Genomic DNA, 24,333 nt, shown 5'->3' with positions numbered 1-24,333 from the left:
TAATTATTATTTTTCTTGTACTTGTTTACCACTCATATGTTCAATGGTAATTTCAAACATTTGTGTTGCTCGCCCATTACGAGCAATTTGTTCATCAGCTAAAGTTTCATCAGGATAATACTTCATAGCAAATTCTTTTAATCGATCTATAGATTCGGGGCCGGCTTCTAATAAACGACATTTTCCAAATACAACTACACTTTGTACATACGGCGCCCAAGATTCAGATTCATCAATTCGCTCATTACCATATACGGTAAAACATACCTTATCTAAAGTTTTCAATGCATCTACTTTATGACCAGCTTTAGCTCCATGAAAATAAATTTTCTTCTTATCACAATCATAAAAATAATTAATAGGAATAGCATAAGGGTAACCATTATCGCTATTCATGGCTAGAATACCTCGACGATTAGATTGTAATAAAGCTTCTGCAGCGCTATGGTCTATTTCATTTATCTTTTTGCGAACTGGTTTAAACATATATCTAGTCTTCCTTTCTAGTAAGCAAAGCCACTGCTTCAACATGGCACGATACCTGCTAATTGATGTCAGATAGGCTTCCTGTTCTCGGAAACATATCATATTAATTCGGAAACAAGTCCACACCTTCTGAAAACCTTAATTCTCATCTCATTATTTCAATAGTAAAACCGAGGTCTTAACTATTGAAGTGTTCGGGAAACAGTCGATACATGCCCTCTGCTACTATATAATGCAGGTCTTTTTCTGTAGCTGTACTTTACCACTGTCTCCACAGTTGAGGCGGTAAAGACCAACTTATATCCACATAATGAAGCTACACTGACTCCTGATGGGCCAATACAATCCACGAGATTGAGTTCCAGATTTCACCGTCAAGACCTAACATTATCCCAGATATGGCACTATGACATCATAGAATTTCTTGCTCCACTCCGCATGGAACCTTGCCATCTGCAGCCAGTCAGTTTCATTTTCTATGCTTACACCATTAAGCTGATAAGAAATCTTTGATGACTTGATATCATCACCGCGGCTCCATACAAGAGATGCTCCTAAAGCCTTCTCAATATCATCCTTATGGGACATCAGCATATCAAATGCTTTTTTATTTTCTTCTTTCTTAGCTTTTCCTAAGTACAAGTCAACCTTTGCACAATCAAAGTTTGCAATACAACTAATGTTAAATCCGCTTACTCCAAAAAAACCATTAATCCAGTTTTCCTTTGATGGATTTACATTGCAGAATGAGCCGCCTTCTCCATGAGCTTCCTTAATTGCTTCTAAAGCATATGCCCAATACTTTCTTCGAATCTCATATCGTGTTCCTGCCTCGTTCTCAACACTTTCATTTTCATCACGTAGGTAAAAAACTAAATCTGAAGGGTCTGTATCATATAATTTAAATACTCTGCTCAATACAGACAGCTTGCTTTGTGTGCTTGTGTTAGTCCATACAAAAATACCATCTCCGATTTCAACACTCTTTGTAAAATCAGATTCCTTCATGCTAAAATGCAACGCAACATTATCCTCCGTAGAAGCAGCAAGTTTTATAATCACATTCTTGTCTTCAGCATAAAGAATTTGTAATACTTTCTGGAACATTTCTACCCAGCTTGAAACTGGCTGTTCTGTATTCTTATAACTAAAACGTGCAATTTGTCTTCCACTCAATGAAGTATCATCGTCAAGCGTATATGAATCTAACTGCTTTTCTACTGGCTTAAATGCTGTCATCGGTGCAGCCCAGATTTCGAGCGCACGTCCCATCAAATACTGATTACGTTCTTCCAGTTCAGCCAGAGTCCATTTATCTTTTTTGGCAATATAAGTATTCATTCGAATACCACTGTCTTCAAATCCATTTTTCATAGACTTCTTTTCTTCGAATGTGCTATTGCTGTATTTTGAATTATATGCAGTCAAAGTCAGATTCGCAATTCTATGGAGCCAAGTTTCATGTATCTGTTCATAATCATCACCGAGAGACTTAACCCATGCTGGCGTCAAATGTTGAGGCATAATATGTTCGATGGAATAAATGCCATCATCACAATGACCATATACATCCTTATCTTCTGCAGTTGAGAAATTTTCCAGACGTTCTAAGATATAAATCTTATTTTTACTATTCATCTGGTAAACCTGTCTATCAGTAAATCTCACAGAGAATTCTTCGTCGTCCGGGAAGCGTGCCTTCTCCTTCTTTGATAACAGTGCATATTTGAATTTCTCAACATAATCTACATCGTTACCTTCATATCTGATGATTTCTCTATGAAGTAGAAGGAATATTTTATTCAACGCATTCGTTGGTAAATCACAGATTGTTCGTCTGAATAGATAATTCTCTGTAATCAGAAATGTATCTGCAACCTGAGACATATCCAATTTTTCCTCATCATACAGTCTTAATACTTCAAGGAAGAATGGTCTGGTTACCGTTGTCTCCAATCTATTTAATCTGTAGATACATGAATCTAATACCTTATTTTTTGTGCCACCACAAAGCAAGATTTCGTAGCGTTTAGCATATGCAAGCAGCTCTTTCAAGAGTTCTTCTACTTCAATCGATTGCTGTTCGACATACTCCTTAAAACTGATATAAATCTTCTTCTGCGATGGTATTGCCATCTGCTTGACGCTCAAATAATCCCTTACAAAGGAACTAACGTCATACTTGGTGCACTCTTCAATTCGGTTCCAGTATTTATCATAGTATTCATCTTGTTCTTTTGAAGGAAGTCCCATTAAGATAAAGTTTCTGATTTTGTCACCTTCACTCAGATCAAGGCCAGTGGAATTCAGGCTTTCAAATATTAACTGTGGGTTATCCTCATTATTAAGCGTAATGTTAATAATCTCCAAACTGCAGATTGCATCAAACAGTTCATCAATCGTTATTTCCTGTTTCTGAATTCTTTCATAAAAATAATTGTAGTTAGTAGTAAGATTTGACTCCCTGATATGTTCATCAACACTACTAAACAACTTTCCGAATGCTTTCTGGTCATTCTTTACAGGCTTTAGCTTAATACGGGTCTCCTCTGGCTGATATTTATCTACCAAGAAATCCTCGTAGATTTGCTTACCCAAAGATGAATCATTTGAAACTATTGCACCAGCATCAATGAGGTTATACATTGCTAAAAACAGCAATGAAACAGTTGTCAACCTCTGCTGTCCATCGATTACAAGAAACTCTGTATTTCTTCCTGATGGTTCATAAACAGAAACTAAGCTTCCAAAGAAATGACTTCTTCTTTTGTTTTTTATTACTTTAATAAGGTCATCATAAAGCTGTTTACAGTTCTCGGTCTTCCAGTCATAGTTACGCTGATAAACCGGGATTATGAAACGCTTCTTTGAGCCTTCCATGTATTCTATTAATCTACATTCTGAACCTTTCATGCGTCCTCCTCCAAAACAGTCACGATTTGCGATACCTTTTACTCATCGTCAAACGTATTAATATTTATCTGATCTGAATCAAGAGCTCCGATTGGATACTCACAAATCCATCCAGTAATATTAAGTACCTTGCCACAATATGGGCACACACAGTTTGATTCGCTGTCAAAACTATGAACTGCATCTGGACCCATACCATTATCCTTTTCAAAGCTACTTACATCATATACATATTCAGCTAAATCAACTTCAAACTCTGTGTTGCACTCCGGACATTGAATTGTTCTAACAAATGATAATCCTTCATCAATTTCATCTAGTTCAGATTCATCATCGATAAACAGTCCCGGAACATTATATTTAATGCTGGCAGCCTCCCTCATAACACTTGTATTACCACAATGCAATAAAGAGCTATTTAATTTCAAATCTTCTTCATCACCATCATGAACAACATACTCGTCTTTATAATTACGGATATATATTGCAGATTCACGAGAAAAACCATTTCTTTGAAGTAATATAGTAAGCGGATTTGCAGTACCAAATTCCACATATTCATACCAGTTGTTATCGAATTCTACAACGTTATGCACCTTCTTATATTCATTTGAGAAACGCAAAAAGTAATTCGAAATACTAAATTATTCCATTATCCATAATTGTATGAATTGTATTATCCAATACCAAAGGTTCAAATCTTACATTCTTTTCACAATACTCATTTGATATTCTTAGCAGTTCAATGAATTTATTCACATATGAGAATACATTGCAAATTTGAGTAGGTGTAAGATTTGACTGTTCTCTTGCCTCATCGTTTCTTAATGTATCTCCATAATATTTATGTACTTCTCGAAACTTTTTTCACCCTTATAGTTAATATAAAATGGTTTTTCATTTTTTCGAAAATATTCTTCCAAGTCCATTATCTAAAACCCACCTCTTTTTACTATGCATTTCTGCCTAATATCATTTTTATCGTCTGAAAACATCCCTTGCCTAGTGTTGTTAAATTTATACTAATTTTACTAAATTATCAGCCATAAATATTATAAAGTCAGTTGCTCCATTTAATAAATTAGAAAATGTTTCCGCATAATTTTCATTTTTCACATCAAGTGTTTTAGTTATCTTTTGATAACCTTTTCCTTTACGATGACCTGTTCCGCTTGAACGCAACTCTTGTAAATTTCTTAAGAACTTTATATGTTCATCACAATTCTCGATGTTTTTTTCGATTAACCAAGCCTCTAATTTAGATATACTTCCCACCAACTTTTCATAACTTCCAGTCAATTGGCTGGTAATTTTCTTCTCATTCAAAGAATCAATTAGTATTTTTACCAAAGAAAGCACAAGCATATCCATCTCTGTGATTGAATTATTAACTGGTACTCGCAGGGTTTCAAAGTTATATGCATCTTGCTCTGTTAATGGCAAAAATAATGGCCAACCAAATCTATCTTCATAAGCTTGGTTTACTCTCCTATATGTTTTTTTTAATACAAAAGCTGGAGACTTAGAATCTGCTGCAATGCACATAAAGTCTCTTTTTACTTTTGTGGAGCTCAATTTACCACCAACGTCTTTATTAAAACCTCTCCAGTAATGCTGTTCAGATTCACTTGGTAAAGCTCTCCCTAAATCTCCCAAATATGCTGAAACATAATCAGGGTTACTATTATCAATATATAAAGACCACAGTACGCCACATCGTATAATACCATCTTCAATTTTATAAATTTCTGGCTTAGAATAATACTTATTTAAAACTGCAGTATCGAAATAAACTGGTGTTAGATAATGAGGAGCTGTTGGATTAGCGCCGTAATAATTACTCAAGCAACTCGGATTACAAGTATGGCTTATTTCTTTTCCATTTTCATCTATTCCAATAATGAAATCAACATAGGTTTTTTCTTCATTGTATGGCCATATATTACTATCACATAAACTACAACCAATAATAACGTTTTTACCCAAAATATATGAATAATTTTCTCTTTTGGTTCCAGTAGATGTATTTCCAATATTCAGTGTGTAAAATATTGAATTCTCATCATTTCTGTACACCAATCTATCCTCTACAACCTTTTCTGATGCATCAAGATCAACACATCTGCTGTCAATATGAATAATCAATGCTTTTTCTTTTACAGCTAAATATGTCTTTAAATACCTTTTATGTATAGTAATGTATCCATTATCGTTCATTTTAACAACAGTAATTCCTTCACCATCTGAAACATCAACATATTCTTTTTTTTGTGCATTAAAATATAGATTAAACAACAGCCTAAATTCTTCTGTAACTTCAACCGAATCTGTTGCTACCCCATTAAAATTTCTTTTAATAATAAGAGGTTCAAAACCATCCCCGTTTCCCCAACGATGATACACTTTTTCATCATTTTCCCACGAACCATATACTGTTATTCCGGGCTCCATTGAGTGTGCATTATATGTGTCGTTCTTCATATCTGCTTCAACAGCATCAGTCGGAAGCAAAAAACTTTGAATATACACATCATAGTTTTTATTAACCCTATTTCCTGAAACTGGAACCATTATTTCAGCATCTAATCCATTTTCTATCCATCCACGTATATCCACTTGGTACAAATAATTTCTATCCATAAATACCATTCCCCCTTAATATCTAATCCACTGTCCGAAAATGACTTTAGTATCGAGTTGCCAGATTGGTTGCCACTTTTTAGCACCTTCTTAAAAATGCCTGACAGCTAATCCACACACTCAATTTACTTTATCTAATCCGAGGTCACAACCTGACACACATTTTTGCAGTAGATATGTTTCCGTATAAAATAACCGAGCATTTTCAGAAGTTAGGGCTTTAATCCCAACGCCCGAAAAAGCCCGGAAACACGCCACTTTCTGGCACTTATTTTTCTTTTCTTGACATCAATACTACCGTCTCCACATGAGCTGTCATTGGGAACATGTCTACAGGTTGGACTTCTTTTAGTTCATAGCCGTAGTGTGTAAGGATTTCAATGTCTCTTGCCATGGTGGCTGGGTTACAGGATACGTAGACAATGCGTTTTGGCTCCATACCAGCTGCAGAGGTTAGTACTTCTTCTTTACAGCCTGCACGGATTGGATCGAATACGATGACGTCTGGACGTACGCCAGCTTTGTAGAGTTTTGGCATTTCTACAGCCGCGTCAGCGACGATGAATTCTGTATTATCATAGCCATTGCATTGGGCGTTTTCACGAGCATTGATAATGGCTGGTTCTACGATTTCAATACCGATAACATGTTTTGCCTTATGTGCCAAGAATAGTGAAATAGTTCCTGTACCACAGTACGCATCGATAACTATTTCATCACCTTTTAGATCCGCATAAGCTAATGCTTGGTCATACAGTACTGTAGTTTGTTCCGGATTAACTTGGAAGAAGGAATGTGGAGATAAAGTAAACTGTAAGTCCTTAATATGGTCTGTAATCGTTCCATCGCCATAGAGGATATGATTTTTAGGCCCTAATATAACATTAGTACGCTTATTATTCACATTATGAACAATAGTTTCTACTTGAGGAATACGTTCTGTTAATTTTTCTACCCACTTTTCTTGGTGTGGTAAATGGTCAGTAGCAGTTACAAGGATAATCATCCATCCAGATTGGCCAATACGACCGATTACATGGCGCAATATACCCTTTCCTGTATGTTCATTATACGGTTCAATATCAAACTCTTTAGCAATTTGATAACATGCTTGAGCAATGATATTATTGCCTTCATCTTGTATAGGACAGTTTGTACCTTGCACGATATCGTGGGATCCCATCGCATAGAAGCCCATTTGAATATCGCCTTTACTGCCGCCTACAGGCATTTGCATTTTATTGCGATATGCCCACGGTTCTTTAGGTCCCAATGCTGGCTTAACGAGGTCTGGATTTTGATGGCCTATGCGTTCGATAACGTCCTTCACCTTTTGTGTTTTTAGTGAAAGCTGGCCTTCATAGGTAATATGTTGCAGTTGGCAGCCTCCACAGAATCCATAAAGGTCACAATTAGGATCGATACGATTAGGAGCCATAGTAATAATTTCTAGGAGTTTACCTGTAGCATACGTCTTTTTAACCATATTGATGGATACTTTCACAGTTTCCCCTGGTAGTGCAAAGGGAACAAAGACTGTAAAGTCATCTACACGACCTACCCCTTCACCGCTGCTACCAATACCATGAATGGTTACTAATACTTCATCACCTAGTTTAACAGGTGCATTCAGTATAGCCTGTTGTTTTTTAGACAATGCAGTAGTAAGTGATTGTTCTTGGTTCGCACGATTACCACTTCTATGTTGTTGTTTAGATTTCTTCTTACGAGCTGTACGATTTGTACCGTTCATTACGCGTCTCTTTTCTTCCAAATTTTAATCATACCAGTCACAATGAGTACGAAGAATACAGTACCAAATTTCACGAGTAATTCTTCGCCTTGAATATATGGCATAAGAAGTGGATCTTCCACGATCATTTCACCAGCAACCCAACCAAGTAGCGCACCGCCGGCCCAAAGGATGGCAGGGAATTTATTGATGATACGAGCAAATAATGTGGAGCAGAATACGATAATTGGAACAGTAATTAACATACCTGCAATAACAAGCTCTAATTGACCTTTGGCGGCGCCAACTACACCGATTACATTATCGATACTCATCATCGCATCGGCTACAATAATCGTCCAAATGGCACCCATTAAAGAATTCTTAGCTTCGATATGGGCATCTTCATCTCCACCTTTTAATAATTGGATGGCAATCCACACGAGTACAAAGCCACCACCTAAGTGAATAAGAGGAATTAAGGTAAGAGCCTCTACTAAAAGAGTAGCAAATACAAGACGCATAGCAATGGCCCCTACTGTACCCCAAATAACAGCTTTCTTTTGTAGTTCTGGAGCTAGCTTACCTGCTGCCATACCAATTACTACAGCATTATCGCCAGCTAATAAAATATCAATCAAAATAATTTTACCAATGGTTACCCACGTGGCAACTTCTAAAAATTCCATTCTGTACGTACCTCAATTCAGTCTACCAATTCAATAACTATCCCTTAACTATACCATAAATCTTCTATTTTCTCATCTATAAGAGGGGTAATAGTTTACATAAAAAATCTCTCCTCCTATGACTAGGAGAAGAGATATATTGTGTTATTTTTTAAGTTTTTTAGCTAACAAAGATGCACATACTACGAGGATCACTGCAGCGATTTTAATATACAATGCATATGGTTCCACCGTATGAGCAATCAATGTATCCTCTACTGCCATGCCAGCACCTACCCATCCAAGGATACCACCGCCAGCGTATAGGATAATTGGGAAACGTTCGATAACTTTCACAAACAAAGTACTACCATAAATAATAATTGGTACAGTAATCAACATACCAATAGCTACCATTGTCATATGGCCACCTGCAGCACCAACTACACCGATAACATTATCGATGCCCATGATACCATCTGCAATGACAATTGTTGTAATAGCAGCACGCAAGTTATCCTTAGCTTCGATATTATGCTCGCTTTCATCATCGGCAACGAGTTTATAACCGATCCATAACAGAAGGATACCACCTACTAGACGAAGAGCAGGAATATTGTTCAACGCCTCTACAAATAGGAATGCCATAACAAGGCGTAAAATAATAGCCCCCGCTGTGCCCCAGAAGATTGCTTTCTTTTGCAAATGAGACGGTAAATTACGAGCAGCCATACCAATTACAATGGCATTATCGCCAGCGAGTAAGATATCGATAATGATGATCTGAAGCATCGCCAATAAACCTTGAATAGATAAGATGTCCAATGTATCCTCCTTAGAATATAACTATAGTATATATATTATAATCGATATAGTTCAGTGGTGTAAAATTCAATTTACAAAATATATATTCATTTTTAGCATACTCCATTTATCACAAGTAGAGAAATATAACTCTACAACTAGAGGTTTTATAATACATTAAAACCTTAGTCATAATATGCGAAATAATATACATTTAATTCCCAATTCCTAAGGAATTTATCTATTAAATTAAGCTACTTTATGGTATCGTATAATTATCATTACTAAGGGAGGTAAGTATGTATCAAACATATTCTATTATACAAAAGTTATGGTTGTTCATTAAACTATTTACTCCTATGTGCATAACGCAATTCTCCCTTATAGGTGGTACATTTATAGCCATCTTTTTAACGGGACAATATAGTACGATAGATTTAGCAGGGGTTGCTACGGGGTATAATTTATGGCTCCTCTTCTATATCTTTGCACAAGGAACGTTGTTAGGTATTACTCCAATTATTTCTCAGCTATTGGGAGCTAAGAAAACCGATGATATTTCAACAATCTTTTATCAAGGTCTTTATATCGGTACAGGCCTAGCATGTATCATTTTAATAATTGGTCTCTTAGGTCTACGTCCTCTTCTGACAGCATTAAATCTGGAACCTGCTGCAGCTGAGGTATGTATTAGTTACCTGAAAGCATTTGCTATAGGTCTATTCCCACTACTTTGGGTTAATACATTGCGCAATACAGTCGACAGTCATGGATTAACACATTATTCTATGGCCATCGTATTTACTAGCTTTATTGTGAACGTATTTTTGAACTACTCACTCATCTTTGGGCATTTCGGATTTCCAGAGATCGGTGGTGTCGGTGCTGGCTATGGTATAGCCGGTGCTTGTTGGACTAACTTTATTCTCTTTAGCTTAGTATTACTATTACATCCAAAGCTAAAGGGATATCGTATCTTTAAAGACTTCAGTAAACCAAGTTTTCACTACATTCGCGAACAGCTACATATAGGTATTCCTATTGGCTTTTCCATCTTCTTAGAAGCTAGTATTTTTAGCATTGCTGGACTCTTGATGGTTCACTTTGGATCCGCCGTCGTAGCTGCTCATCAATCTGTTATTTCCTTTACCAATGTATTCTACTGTTTACCTCTTAGTATCGCTATGGCCTCTACCATTGCAGTTGCTTATGAACTTGGGGCAGGTCGTAAACAAGAGGCTATCCAGTACTCTTATATTTCTCGCATCTTAGCCATTGTATTGGCTATCATGATTTGTACATTTACGTTTACTAATATGGACGCTATTGCAGATCTCTTTACAAATGATGATGAAGTATACAAGCTTATCTACAGCTTCCTTGGATACGGTGTATTCTTCTCTGCTATCGATGCCATTGGAACCCCTTTACAAGGTATATTGAGAGCCTATAAAGATGTAAAAGTAGTTCTTTATATCTCCCTCATATCCTATTGGGGCGTATGCTTCCCAACCGCCTATATTCTTGCTAATAATCCTAATTACGGACCATTTGGCGTATGGATTGGATTACTCGCTAGCGTACTAGTAGCAGGTGTATTGTTCACTTGGCGTACTTGGTATATTCAGCGTCAATCAAAAGGGTTATAGGACAAAACGTGTTGGTACTTTAATCCCAATCATTGAAAGATAATTTGTCATAGTTATGCAAATCACCCCAAGAAATGGCATCCCCCCAAGTTGGAATTATGCCTTGAAGTTGGGCTCTTTCATTCATAGATCTATATATTTTAGAAATACTCGCATCAGTTGGCATTACCTTAAGTATTTCTTTTGCAGGAAGCGGTCTTGGTGAGTGTAAATAACACCACCAAAAGACCGCTTTTATGCGTTTTTCTACAGACATCCCTCGATGGTACCGCAATAAACGTCTGAGTTGTGCGTTTACCCCACCTTCAATAGGGTTATTAGTCCTCGGACATTCTTTATCTAACACCAATGTTTCATCTAAATATCGAAACATTGTCTCTGTATTAATTAACACCACTAGAGAGTTATAGGCTTTTAATAAGCGTTCATGCGTAGCTCTTAAATTATCATTACTATCACGTGTCATTTCACTTAGAAACTCTTTAAAAGTCACTCTCCAATTAAATAATCGTTGAATCCATATTTGTGCATCTTCCTGTGTTTTTACACTATATAAATCGCTTGCTAAATCTTTTAACATAATGCCTGCTAACGTCTTAGGTCGTCTAGTAGTGTAGCGATGCACTTGCCATACGGCATGAACAATACAACGTTGAAGCTTGGCGGTACGCCAAACTTTTTTTAATGCTTTTCTAAGACCAGGTCCACCATCAGAAACGACCACAATGGGTGTCGCTATTCGCTGCATAAGAGCTTGCCATGAGCGAGACTGTTCTGACCTACATAAATACCACCCTAATACATATTCACCATCATAACAGATCAAAATACAAGCTTTTTTAGCTAAGTAAATACCATCAACGAATACCACATCTCTCGAGGTTTCAATTTTGGGCGGCATAGGCCATATTTGCCAGAAATCAGCTATCTGTCTACGAAATGTACGGCCCTGCCCAGGCATGTCCTGTTGTGTTTCTTTACTAAATAACCAATTTAGAAATCGATGAAAACATTTAGTAGTATTATCAATAGTTTGTGTAAAGGTGATGTTACACTGCTTACAATGCCATCGTTGTGATCCAGCTTTAGTTTTCCCATATTTTTGACAAGAAAATCCACAATTTATACATCTTACCAGCATGATTATTCCCTCCACTTAGAACACGATTTTCTAAGAAGATATAACCTTATTGAAGCCAGTAAAATCAAGGGGTTTGGGACTTTTTACCAACACATTTTGTCCACCCTCTAAGTTTATCAAAAGAACTTAAAATGGCGATGGAAGCAGTAATTTACTGGCTCCATCCCCTATAAAACCAACACGTTTTGTCCTATAACCCAATCAAAATAAATAACATACGTATACAGTTAAAGAGCATCTCATGTAAGATGCTCTTTTTTATTTCAACATATCTTGTTTTTCTACCTTAGACATGCGGAAGAAATTATATAGTGTTTCTGCCGTCTTATAGTTCATAGATTCCACCTTTGAAAGCTCATCAATGGATGCCTCTTTCATAGCCTCTAAACTATTAAAATGTGCCCACAAGGCTTTGCGGCGTTTAGGGCCAATTCCTTCTATATGATCTAGAATGGATTCTAAATTACGTTTTCCACGAAGCTTACGATGGTACGTAATAGCAAATCGATGGGCTTCGTCACGTATTTGTTGCAGCAATTGAAGCTCTGGTGTGTGATGGCTTAAGATGATACTTTCAGATTGTCCTTCTACAAAGACCTCTTCAATACGCTTAGCTAAAGAGATAACAGGCACATCTGTAACACCTACACCGCGAATCAACGGCAACGCTGCATTGAGCTGACCTTTACCGCCATCGATAATAATCAGGTCTGGCATAGGCCAATCTGTTTCATTACCATAGCGTCGTTCCATAATTTCAGCCATAGACTTAAAGTCATCAGGTTTACCTTGCGTAGTTTTCAATTTAAAACGACGATACTCCTTCTTCGCAGGCTTACCACCTTCAAAGACAACCATAGATGCCACCGTTTCGGCCCCTTGTGTATGGGAAATATCAAAGCATTCCATACGCTCTGGTAATCGCGGCAAGTCTAGGACTTCAGCTAGTTTTTTAACAGCCCCACCAGTCTTATCGATTTGGTACTGCCATTGACGACGGCGCTCTTCAAGGAAGGTTTCTGCATTCTCGTGGGCCATCTTAATCATGTCCATCTTATAGCCACGCTGAGGCACAGATATCTCTACATTCTGACCTTTGAGCTGTGTAAACCATTCACTTAATAAGTCTCTATCAGAACTATCCATAGGTAATAATAATTCCTTCGGAATGAAGTTCGTATCCCCATAGTATTGCTTGATAAAGTCCGTCATAATCGTTTCTGGAGTATCTCCATCGTGTTGAACAAAATAATTCTCACGACCTAATAGTCGTCCACCACGGATGAATAATAGCTGTACACAGGCCATAGATGTATCAACAGCAATCCCTAATACATCTAAGTCGCCCCGTTGTGTAACCATACGTTGCTTTTCTTGTATTTTTTCAATGCTGCTCAACTGATCTCGATACCGTGCTGCATCTTCAAATCGTAAGTCTTCTGCAGCTAGTTCCATCTTCTCTTTGATTTCCTTCAACAATGGTATAGGCTTTCCTTCAAAGAGCTCTATGATTTCATCGATGTATTTCCGATAGTCCGGTATAGATATTTTATTAAAGCACGGCGCTTCACAGTAATGCATATGGTATTGCAAACATGGGCGCTCTACCTTCATAGACTTACATGTGCGCAGTGGGTAGTACTGGCGTATCAATTTCAATACTACATGAACCGATGTTACATCTGTGAAAGGGCCAAAATATTTTGCCCCATCACGTTCAAGGCGACGTGTCATATATACGCGAGGATAATCTTCTTGAACAGAGATTTTCACATACGGATAGGTCTTATCATCGCGGAGCCGAATATTGTATTTAGGCTCATGCTCCTTGATAAGTGTATTCTCTAATATGAGAGCCTCCATCTCTGTCTTTGTTTGGATAATCTCTACATCGACAGCACGCTTCATCATAGCCGTAACCTTAGGGGCTCGGTTAGCATCATTACGCACATAAGACCGCACGCGATTACGTAAATTAATAGCCTTACCTACATAGATGATGCGGTTGTACTGATCACGCCATAAATACACACCGGGCGTAGTCGGCAAATGACTAACCTTCTCTAGTAATTCTTCAGATGGCATATGTCCTCCTTTCCTTATAGATTTTAAGGAAATAGAATACATTCTTTTCTAAGATATGTCCATGATAAATGATTAGAAAATGTATTCTATTTCCCTTATGATTTTTATAGAAACTAAATATAATGCTTTATTTTATTTCTTATTTTTAGCTGCTTTCATAAACTTCTTAGTTTGTTCTAATACAGGACCTAAGAATTTGCCAGTATAACTTTCTTTCACCTTGGCAATTTGCTCAGGCGTACCTGTTGCTACAATGGTACCACCACGATTACCGCCTTCTGGACCTAAATCGATGATATGATCCGCCATCTTAATAACATCTAAGTTATGTTCAATAACAACCACTGTATCTCCACCATCGACAAGTTTTTGTAGTACATCTAAGAGCTTACGAATATCTTCAGCATGTAGGCCTGTAGTAGGTTCATCAAGGATGTAAAGGGTTTTGCCTGTACTACGACGAGCCAGTTCAGTAGCTAATTTAACGCGTTGAGCCTCACCACCAGATAATGTTGTGGCAGCTTGACCTAAACGGATATAGCCGAGACCTACCTCTTGTAAGGTAACCATCTTACGATGAATTTTAGGAATCGCGCTAAAGAATTCTACTGCATCATCTACAGTCATATCTAATACATCGGCAATGGATTTGCCTTTATATTTAACCTCTAAGGTTTCGCGATTATAACGAGCGCCTTTACATACTTCGCAAGGTACATATACATCTGGCAAGAAGTGCATTTCAATTTTGATAATACCATCGCCACGACACGCTTCACAGCGACCGCCTTTTACGTTAAAGCTAAAGCGACCTTGTTTATAACCGCGCATCTTAGCCTCTGGTGTTTGGCTATAAAGCTCGCGTATAGCATCAAACACACCTGTATATGTGGCAGGATTAGAACGAGGTGTACGACCGATAGGGCTTTGGTCAATATTGATGATTTTATCAATATGTTCTAAGCCACGGATTTCTTTATGAGCCCCCACCTTATGGAAGGAACGGTACAACTGATTAGCTAAACCTTTATAAAGAATTTCATTGATTAAGGTAGACTTACCAGAACCACTGACACCGGTAACCACATTAAATAGGCCGATAGGGAATTTTACATTTACATTTTGTAAATTATTTTCCTTCGCACCACGAATTTCGATGCAATTCTTACCTGGTTTACGGCGCTCTTCAGGAAGGGCGATAAACTTACGTCCACTCAAGTACTGACCAGTAATGGAGTTCTCAACCTTCATCACTTCGTCAACAGTACCAGCTGCAATTATTTGACCACCATGCTCACCTGCTCCTGGTCCGATGTCTACGAGGTAATCCGCAGCACGCATTGTATCTTCGTCGTGTTCTACAACGAGCAATGTATTGCCTAAGTCACGTAAGCCTTTCAATGTATCAATGAGACGATCATTATCTCGTTGGTGTAAACCGATAGACGGTTCATCTAGAATATACAATACACCAACAAGACCAGAGCCAATTTGTGTGGCCAAGCGAATACGTTGTGCTTCACCACCAGAAAGGGTCCCTGCACTACGGTTCATAGTAAGGTAATCAAGGCCTACATTATTGAGGAAGCCAAGGCGAGCATTGATTTCCTTCAGAATTTGAGCACCAATCACTTGTTCCCGCTCAGTTAACTGTAAATTACCAAAGAAGTCCAGTGCTTCTTTAATGGTCAATTGCGTTACTTCATTGATGTTCTTATCCCCTACAGTAATCGCTAATACTTCGGGTTTAAGACGAGCACCATGGCATGTAGTACACGGCTTTATGGACATAAATTTTTCAAACTCTTCACGCATAGAATCGGTAGATGCTTCACTATGACGGCGTTTTACCATCGGCAAAATACCTTCGTACTCTGTAAAGAATTCCTTTACTTCACCTCTCATATTTTCATAGGTGAAAGCTACCTTATCCGTCGTGCCATACATGACTTTTTTCTGTAATGCTTTTGGCAATTCATCATAGGTAGAGTCTAAAGAATATCCATTAGCTTTTAATAGGCCTTCTACTTGACGCATAAACCATGCATTAGGATTAGAGCTCAATGCTTGCACACAACCATCGGCAAAGCTAATAGAGCCATCTGGAATAACGCGCTCTTCGTCTACTTCCATAGTGGATCCAATACCCAAACATGATGGGCAAGCACCAAATGGGCTGTTGAAGGAGAACATGCGCGGTTCAATTTTTGGTAATGAAATATGACAATCTGGACATGCAAAGTGTTGACTATACATGTGTTCAGGGCCGTCTACCTCTTGAATCACTACGATGCCTTCTGCCCATTTTGATGCGGTCTCCATAGAGTCTGCCAAGCGGGATTCGATGCCTTCTTTTACAACGAGGCGGTCTACTACGATATCGATAGAGTGTTTTTTATTTTTTTCTAATACAATCTCTTCATCTAATGTACGTACAACGCCATCTACGCGGGCACGAACAAAGCCTTCTTTACGAAGTTGTTCAAAGACGGATTTATGCTCCCCTTTTTTTCCTTGAATCATAGGCGCCAATACTAAAATCTTTGTACCTTCTGGGAAGCTCATTACATCATCTGTCATTTGTTGTATTGTTTGTTGTGTAATAGGCTTACCACATTCTGGACAATGGGCATGACCTACACGAGCAAATAATAGACGCAAGTAGTCGTAAATCTCCGTTACAGTACCGACTGTAGAACGAGGATTACGGCTTGTTGTCTTTTGATCGATAGAAATCGCTGGAGATAAGCCTTCAATATAATCTACATCAGGTTTATCCATTTGTCCCAAGAATTGACGAGCATACGCAGACAAGGACTCTACATAGCGTCGTTGCCCTTCTGCGTAAATCGTATCAAATGCTAAGGATGATTTACCAGAACCACTAAGGCCAGTCAAAACGATAAACTGATCTCGTGGTAAGGCTATATCTATATTTTTAAGGTTATGCTGACGCGCACCTTTTACTATCAATTGATCTTTCATTATGTTCCCTATTTAAAGAGATGATACCAAATGGCATCATCTCTATTTTTACTAACATGAAATAATATATGTATATTATCGCACATATAGTCTATATAATCTATGTGTTTTCTTACAATCTATATAGATTCGATTTATTACATTCAGGTAATATTTTTACAATATATGAATGTATGTTACTGCTACTTAAGATTTACTCTTTGAACTTGTACGTTTTTTACCCTTGCTAGATGTAGGCTTTTTAAACTTGCTTTCACCTGCACTATGCATATCGGACCATTGTTGACGTAGTTCTCCTAATTGGTCACGAAGCTTTGCTGCCTTTTCAAATTCAAGCTGCTTTGCAGCGGCCTTCATTTGACGATCAAGTTCTTCAATTTTATTGAATAACTCTTCTGGCGTTATATCTGCCACCTTAGGAGTGGATGTATCTTGTGCATATGGTTCATGTCCATGGTCCATACCTGCTGAAGAGGCTTTCTTTTTCCCTTTCTTCGGTGAAAAGTCCTTCCCATCGGTAACCATATCTTCTTCAATTTTCGTCAACTCAATAAGTTCTTTTACATCTTTAGAGACAGACTTAGGCGTAATATTATGTTCAATATTATAAGCCTCTTGCACAGCACGACGGCGATCTGTTTCATCGATAGCACGTTGCATAGAACCTGTTACACGGTCAGCGTACATGATAACGTGACCGTTCACATTACGAGCTGCCCGACCGATTGTTTGAATCATAGCTGTATCAGAACGTAAGAAACCTTCCTTATCCGCATCTAAGATAGCTACCAAGGAAACCTCTGGCATATCTAGGCCTTCACGGAGCAAGTTAATACCAACCAGTACATCGAATACACCAGCCCGTAAATCACGGATGATTTCAGCACGCTCGATAGTAACAATATCAGAGTGAAGATAACGAACGCGGACGCCCATTTCCTTCAAGAACTCTGTTAAGTCCTCAGCCATCTTTTTCGTTAAGGTCGTAACGAGAACGCGTTCATTCTTAGCTGCACGCTTATGAATTTCGCCGAGTAAATCATCCATTTGTCCCTTAATAGGACGAATTTCAATGGATGGATCTAATAAACCTGTAGGACGAATAATTTGTTCTGCAATATTCGTTTCCACTTCCATTTCATACGGACCAGGTGTGGCTGATACATAGACGATTTGATTGATACGTTCTACGAATTCATCGAATTGAAGTGGTCTATTATCGAGTGCAGATGGTAAACGGAACCCATATTCGATAAGGGATTCTTTACGAGCACGGTCACCATTATACATGGCACGAATTTGCGGAATCGTTACATGAGACTCATCCACCATAATGAGGAAATCATCTGGGAAATAGTCTATCAATGTATATGGAGCTTCTCCAGCCTTACGTTCAGACATATGGCGGGAATAATTCTCGATGCCCGAGCAATAACCCATTTCTTGCATCATTTCTATATCGTAACGGGTACGCTGTTCAAGACGTTGAGCCTCTAATAGACGGTCAGCAGCTTTCAACTTAGCTAATTGTTCGTCTAATTCAGCTTCAATACGCTCTACAGCAATACGCATCTTATCTTTCGTTGTTACATAGTGAGATGCTGGATAGACCGCAACGTGCTTGCGTTCAGCAATCACTTCACCAGTCAAAGCATCTACCTCAACGAGGCGATCGATTTCATCGCCAAAGAGTTCCACTCGAATGGCTCTTTCACTATACGCAGCAGGGAAAATCTCGATAGTATCCCCTTGTACACGGAAGGTACCGCGGATAAAGTTCATATCATTTCTCGTATATTGAATATCTACGAGTTTAGACAGAATTTCATCACGAGATTTCGTCTGCCCTAAGCGCAAGGACAACACGAGTTCAGAGTAGTCCTCAGGGTCACCTAAGCCATAAATACAACTAACAGAGGCAACGATGATAACATCGCGGCGCTCAAAGAGGCTCATCGTAGCGCTATGTCGCAGTTTATCGATTTCATCATTGATAGACGCATCCTTCTCGATATACGTATCACTGGAAGGAATATATGCTTCTGGTTGATAGAAATCGTAATAAGACACAAAGTATTCTACCGCATTATTTGGGAAGAAACTTTTAAACTCACTACATAACTGCGCAGCTAAGGTTTTATTATGAGCAATAATCAGCGTTGGCTTTTGAACGGCCTCTATAACCTTAGCCATAGTAAAAGTCTTACCTGTACCAGTGGCACCGAGTAAAACTTGGGCCCATTCACCGCGTTCAATGCCTTCTGTTAAAGACTGTATGGCAGTTGGTTGGTCCCCTGTAGGCGTAAAGGGCGCCTCCACTTTAAATGGTTGGCCCCCTTCGTAATTATATGTATTATGTTTCATTACTGTTCATCCTGATGTTTACGGATAGCTTTGAGCTCTTCCTCTGATAGACGGCGACCTGCATTTTCTGCTTGGTTCAACGTATCCTCACCTTCTAATACTTCGATGAGCATAGCAATGGAGAAACGATCTAATGTAGGCGTAGTCTTTTGGATTTCATCAGCCATCATCCAATCTGATTCAGTATAGTTATTAATACGTTCTGTAATCTCTTCCCAGTTTGAAAGTAGCAATCTTGTAATAGGTCGATATAATTCAATGCCGAAATACTCGATTAAGCCAACAATCTTTTCCATATTATCTAGGCTTACATTACATTCATTTTTCTTATTTTCAGATTCTACATATTCAAGTAAGAATTCCCGGTTATATTTATTTGTCACCTTGAATCATTCCTTTATTAAATAGTGCATTAGCAAATTCTTTCGCATTAAATGGACGTAAGTCATCCATGCCTTCGCCAACGCCAATCCAGCGCACTGGTACGCCTAGTTCCTCTTTAATAGAGATAACTACGCCACCTTTTGCTGTACCATCAAGTTTAGTCACCACAATACCATTTACTGGTACGGCTTGACCAAATAATTTAGCTTGGCTTACAGCATTTTGACCTGTCGTACCATCGAGAACGAGCAATGTTTGATGCGGTGCCCCTTCTACGTGGTTATTAGCTACGCGGCCCATCTTCTTAAGTTCTTCCATAAGATTAACTTTAGTGTGTAGACGACCTGCAGTATCGACGATAACAAGGTCTGCATTACGAGCTTTTGCCGCTTCCATAGCATCGTATACAACGGCTGCTGGATCAGCGCCCTCTTTATGTTTAACGATAGGCACACCTACGCGATCTGCCCAAATGGATAATTGGTCAGCTGCAGCGGCACGGAATGTATCACCTGCAGCAATGATAACCTTTTTACCTTCTTTTGTGTAGTAATTAGCCAATTTAGCGATAGTTGTTGTTTTACCAACGCCGTTTACCCCCACAACAAGGATAACCTCTGGATGGTGTAGTGTAATTTCGTCCTCTTGGTCAACTAGCATTTCTGTAATGCGGTCTTCCATAAATGGCATTACATCACCAGTATTGTTGATAATACCTTCTGTTACACCACGACGAATTTCTTTCATCAAATATTCTGTCGTTTTAGGACCAAGGTCACTAGTAAGCATAACTGCTTCTAAATCATCTAAGAAATCATCATCAATTTCTGCATAACCAATGATAACTGTCTCTACATTTTTTACAAAGGACTTACGAGTCTTTTCTAAGCCCTCTTTAATTTTATTAAAGAATCCGAATGCCATTATGCAAGATCCTCCTTCACATCTTCAAATGCTACTGTTAATAATCGCGATACGCCTCGTTCAACCATGGTCACCCCTTGTAATACTTCGGCAGCTTCCATCGTCTTTTTACGGTGCGATACTACGATAAATTGTGTTTCTTTATTTACCCGATTTAAGTAAGAACTAAATCGTTCTACATTGGCTTCATCAAGCGCTGCGTCAACTTCGTCAAGCACGCAGAATGGAGCTGGACGATAGTCTAGGAACGAGAACAATAATGCAATAACCGTAAGGGCACGCTCACCACCGGATAACAAAGTCAATTGTTGTCGTTTCTTCCCTGGCGGCTGAATGTAGAAATCGATACCACCAGTTAAGATATTATCTGGATCAGTTAATACGATTTGCGCCGTACCACCGCCAAATAGTTGGCTAAATACCTCTTGGAATCTACGGCCTACTACATCTAATACATCGTATAGCTGTGTACTCATAGCCTTGTCCATTTCAGCAATAACCGCTTGCAATTGCTCTTTCGCTGTATCTAAATCTGCTAACTGTGTACTTAAGAAGTCATAACGCTCTTTAGTTTCTTCGTATTCCTCAACAGCGTTCGGATTGACTGGGCCTAGTTCGACAATTTCTGCCATCAAGCGAGCTTGCTCATCCTTCCAATCGTTTACAGAACCTTCAATGCGAAGAGCCTGCACATCTTCTATGGTAAAGCCTAACCCTTCTAGTTCTTCTACAAAGCGTTCACAGTCCATGCGATAACGAGTAATTTTACCTTCCATATCTACAAGACGACTTTGAACTACTTTATAACGTTGGTTTAACCGGTCTTGTTCGCTCAAGATAGCTTCCAATTCCTCGCGACCTGTAGACGTATTTTCATAAGCCTCATCGCGAAGTGCGCGCAATCGTTCAACCTCTGCCGTAGCCATATCTAGTTCCCGGTCGGCCAATTCTTTAGCCTTAGGTAACTCCACTTCACAACGCTCTGTAGTACTAATTAGCAAATTACGTAATGGTGTTAAGCGCTCTACAATGTTAGCAATGGATTGATTACGTTGTTCTCGCTGAGTTATACGTTCCTTAATGGTTTGTCGCAACGTATCACAGGTGAGGCGAGCCTCTGTGAAAGCTTCATAAGCCTCTTGCTGTACCTTTTGTAATAGAGTTAACCGCTCCATTAAGGCCCCTTGATTGCCATCTATACCGTGGTCTTCTTGCAAAGAAGCCAATGCTGTTTCTTGATCTTTCAAGTTAGCCGTTATACTAGCTAAATCAATATCGATTTGTAATAAACGTTGCTCTTCTTCACGGAGAACACGCTTCTTACGATCCATTTGATTTTGAATATTTTGTACCTTTGTTTCGCTAGCCACATACAGTAAGTTCATATGTTGGTAGCTTTCATCAAGGGTAGCTCGTTCTTTTTCAGCTTCCTCAACCCGTTTTTCAAGGTTTTCCAAGCTAGCTGTTAAGGAACGAATTTGTTCTTCAATTTGCAAGAGCTCTTGTTCAAGGCTAGCCGCCTCTTCCTTACGGCTCAATACAGAGGCACGCTTACGCTTTGTAGCACCACCAGTTAAAGAGCCGCCAGGTTGGAATTGTTCCCCTGTAAGCGTAACGATACGCAATTGTTGATTATATTTTTTTTGCAGACCAATAGCATCATCCATGGAGGATACTACCAAAGTGCGCCCCAATAAGTATTGAAAAATATGGGCGTATGTATTATCAAAGGAAATACAATCAACAGCAGTGCCGATTACACAGCTTTCATGTAAAGCCGGCGTATCATAGGGTTTTCCTTTTACAGAATCCATCGGCAAGAAGGTTACGCGACCACCTTGGATAGATTTCAAATAATTGACACCCTCCGCAGCAGCGCGAGCAGTAGTAGTCACAACATGGTTAACACTACCACCTAATGCCGTTTCGATAGCCGTAGTATATTTATCATCTACCGTAAAGAGATCACCAACAGCACCTGTAATCTGTCCCCGCCAAGATCCTTTCCCATTTAGGATATTTTTAGTACCTTCTAAATAGCCTTCATGTTGTTCTTCCCATTGGGCTAATAGTTCGATACGACCTTTAACACGTTGCTCTTGAGTACGCAATTTTTGTAATTCTTTGCGTTCTTCACGAGCTTGTAAGGCTGCTTCTTTGCCGCCATCAACGAGGGCTTGTCGTTGGGCAGAAAGAGCATTAAACTGTTGGCCTAATGTATCAAATTCACCGCGAGCGGCTTGTAATTCACTATCTACTTGACCTATTTCAGCCTTTAAAACCTCACATTGTTTTGTAGACTCTTCCTTACGAGCTTCTAAGCTACGAATACTAGCCTTTGCCGTTTCAATGGCACTCACAACCTCTAATTGACGTTGCTCAAAGGCTTCTCGATTAGACTGCAAGGATTGGAACTTAGCTTGCTCGGCGCTAACATCTTCAACAGCTTTTTTATAATTCGCCTCTAACTCTTCTAGTTTGGATTCTTTCTCTACTAGTTGAGCACTTTCATCTTGAATCAATTGATTTAAAATACGTAATTGTTGTTCTTCACCTTTTTGAGTCGCCTCTAGCTCACTAATACGCATAGATGTTTCATCTAATTCGCGGTGAGCCATTTTTAATTGTTCTTCTAACAGACGTAAATGACCGGCTAAACGTTCTTCATCACGTTGCTTTTCCGTATACTGAGCTTCCCACAACTTGAGCTGTTCTTGCTCTTTTGTTGATACAGATTGCAAGGTATGACGTCGAGCTTCCAATTTAGACAATTCAGTTTGAAGCTCAATCTCTTCATCCTTAAATGCAATATTATCATTTTCAAAACGAGTTAATAAACGATCTGAGGTCTTATAATTGTGAAAGGCAAGTGCCCCATCATAATCGCGTTTAGTACGGCTTAAAGACATATATTTTTTAGTCTTTTCCGCTTTTTCGGACAAAGGGCCTAGTTGCTCTTCGATAGTTGCCATTACGTCTCGTACACGTTCCATATTTCGATCTGTACTAGCAATGCGACGCAATGCATCCTCTTTATTAATCTTGAAACGTGAAATACCAGCTACATCTTCAAAGATAAGGCGCCGTTCTTCAGGCTTAGAGTTTAAAATAGCATCAATGCGATTCTGCCCGATGATAGCCATAGAGTCTCTACCAAGACCTGTATCAGCTAGTAAAAGGTGAATATCCTTTAAACGACAAGATCGTTTATTGATAAGGAATTCACTTTCACCAGTACGATATATACGACGTGTAATAGCTACCTCTGCCATATCTAAATCTAATTGTTGGTCACTATTATCAAATACGAGAGTAACCTCAGCAGCACTCATAGGCTTGCGCTTTTCCGTACCAGAGAAGATAATATCCTCTGCTTTTTGACCACGTAAGTTACGGACATTGGATTCCCCTAAAACCCATTTCATAGCATCCGTAATATTACTTTTACCACTTCCGTTAGGCCCAATAACGGCAGTCATTCCTGGTGAGAATTTTACAACCGTCTTATCTGCAAACGATTTAAAGCCCTTTAATTCCAACCGAAGTAATTGCATGACT

At 38.8% G+C, this 24,333-nt stretch carries 15 protein-coding genes; 1 reads left to right on the top strand and 14 read right to left on the bottom strand.

What is annotated here, in order from left to right; translation table 11 throughout:
- Positions 1-6: 6 nt before the first annotated feature.
- From VEHSUH06_RS04080 to VEHSUH06_RS04050, 7 genes are all read right to left on the bottom strand, one after another.
- A complete protein-coding gene (locus VEHSUH06_RS04080) occupies positions 7-486 on the bottom strand; it encodes a pyridoxamine 5'-phosphate oxidase family protein (RefSeq protein ID WP_105097868.1) in 480 nt (159 codons plus the stop codon).
- A gap of 387 nt (positions 487-873) precedes the next feature.
- Positions 874-3,399: a DUF4268 domain-containing protein gene (locus tag VEHSUH06_RS04075; RefSeq protein ID WP_105097867.1), complete on the bottom strand. Its 2,526-nt coding sequence runs from the start codon at positions 3,397-3,399 to the stop codon at positions 874-876.
- Between the two features lie 38 nt (positions 3,400-3,437).
- Positions 3,438-3,995 (bottom strand): hypothetical protein, encoded by a 558-nt coding sequence (locus VEHSUH06_RS04070; RefSeq protein WP_105097866.1) that lies wholly within the window; start codon positions 3,993-3,995, stop codon positions 3,438-3,440.
- Between the two features lie 421 nt (positions 3,996-4,416).
- Complete coding sequence (locus VEHSUH06_RS04065; RefSeq protein ID WP_105097865.1) at positions 4,417-6,039, bottom strand: hypothetical protein; 1,623 nt, start codon at positions 6,037-6,039, stop codon at positions 4,417-4,419.
- A 268-nt stretch (positions 6,040-6,307) separates the two neighbouring features.
- A complete protein-coding gene (rlmD, locus tag VEHSUH06_RS04060) occupies positions 6,308-7,792 on the bottom strand; it encodes a 23S rRNA (uracil(1939)-C(5))-methyltransferase RlmD (RefSeq protein ID WP_105097864.1) in 1,485 nt (494 codons plus the stop codon).
- Positions 7,792-8,460 carry a TerC family protein gene (locus VEHSUH06_RS04055; RefSeq protein WP_105097863.1) on the bottom strand — a complete coding sequence of 223 codons (669 nt, stop codon included), beginning with the start codon at positions 8,458-8,460 and terminating at the stop codon, positions 7,792-7,794. The genes rlmD and VEHSUH06_RS04055 overlap by 1 nt, the downstream gene beginning before the upstream one ends.
- 144 nt (positions 8,461-8,604) lie before the next feature.
- The gene (locus VEHSUH06_RS04050) at positions 8,605-9,264 is read right to left on the bottom strand and encodes a TerC family protein (protein WP_105097862.1); all 660 of its coding nucleotides are present in this window, start codon (positions 9,262-9,264) and stop codon (positions 8,605-8,607) included.
- Between the two features lie 278 nt (positions 9,265-9,542).
- Between VEHSUH06_RS04050 and VEHSUH06_RS04045 the strand changes: the two genes are divergently transcribed.
- Positions 9,543-10,892: an MATE family efflux transporter gene (locus VEHSUH06_RS04045; RefSeq protein WP_105097861.1), complete on the top strand. Its 1,350-nt coding sequence runs from the start codon at positions 9,543-9,545 to the stop codon at positions 10,890-10,892.
- Positions 10,893-10,911: 19 nt separating this feature from the next.
- Here VEHSUH06_RS04045 and VEHSUH06_RS04040 read toward each other — a convergent pair whose 3' ends face one another.
- The 7 genes from VEHSUH06_RS04040 to smc all read right to left on the bottom strand — a co-directional run bounded on the left by VEHSUH06_RS04040 (position 10,912) and on the right by smc (position 24,329).
- Positions 10,912-12,033: an IS256-like element ISVat2 family transposase gene (locus tag VEHSUH06_RS04040; RefSeq protein ID WP_105097717.1), complete on the bottom strand. Its 1,122-nt coding sequence runs from the start codon at positions 12,031-12,033 to the stop codon at positions 10,912-10,914.
- Positions 12,034-12,291: 258 nt separating this feature from the next.
- A complete protein-coding gene (gene uvrC / locus VEHSUH06_RS04035) occupies positions 12,292-14,118 on the bottom strand; it encodes an excinuclease ABC subunit UvrC (RefSeq protein ID WP_105097860.1) in 1,827 nt (608 codons plus the stop codon).
- A 132-nt stretch (positions 14,119-14,250) separates the two neighbouring features.
- Positions 14,251-17,103, bottom strand: a complete 2,853-nt coding sequence (gene uvrA, locus VEHSUH06_RS04030; protein WP_105097859.1) for an excinuclease ABC subunit UvrA — start codon at positions 17,101-17,103, stop codon at positions 14,251-14,253.
- Positions 17,104-17,289: 186 nt separating this feature from the next.
- Positions 17,290-19,467 carry an excinuclease ABC subunit UvrB gene (gene uvrB / locus VEHSUH06_RS04025; RefSeq protein WP_105097858.1) on the bottom strand — a complete coding sequence of 726 codons (2,178 nt, stop codon included), beginning with the start codon at positions 19,465-19,467 and terminating at the stop codon, positions 17,290-17,292.
- Positions 19,467-19,850, bottom strand: coding sequence for a hypothetical protein (locus VEHSUH06_RS04020; protein ID WP_105094465.1), 384 nt, complete (start codon positions 19,848-19,850; stop codon positions 19,467-19,469). The genes uvrB and VEHSUH06_RS04020 overlap by 1 nt, the downstream gene beginning before the upstream one ends.
- Positions 19,840-20,775: a signal recognition particle-docking protein FtsY gene (ftsY, locus tag VEHSUH06_RS04015; RefSeq protein WP_024066706.1), complete on the bottom strand. Its 936-nt coding sequence runs from the start codon at positions 20,773-20,775 to the stop codon at positions 19,840-19,842. Before ftsY ends, VEHSUH06_RS04020 begins: the two co-directional genes overlap by 11 nt.
- Complete coding sequence (gene smc, locus VEHSUH06_RS04010) at positions 20,775-24,329, bottom strand: chromosome segregation protein SMC (RefSeq protein ID WP_105097857.1); 3,555 nt, start codon at positions 24,327-24,329, stop codon at positions 20,775-20,777. Before smc ends, ftsY begins: the two co-directional genes overlap by 1 nt.
- Between the last annotated feature and the right edge of the window lie 4 nt (positions 24,330-24,333).

This window comes from Veillonella sp. S13053-19 (assembly GCF_002959835.1).
Lineage (GTDB): Bacteria > Bacillota > Negativicutes > Veillonellales > Veillonellaceae > Veillonella > Veillonella rogosae.
This window is presented reverse-complemented; position numbering and strand designations above follow the sequence as displayed.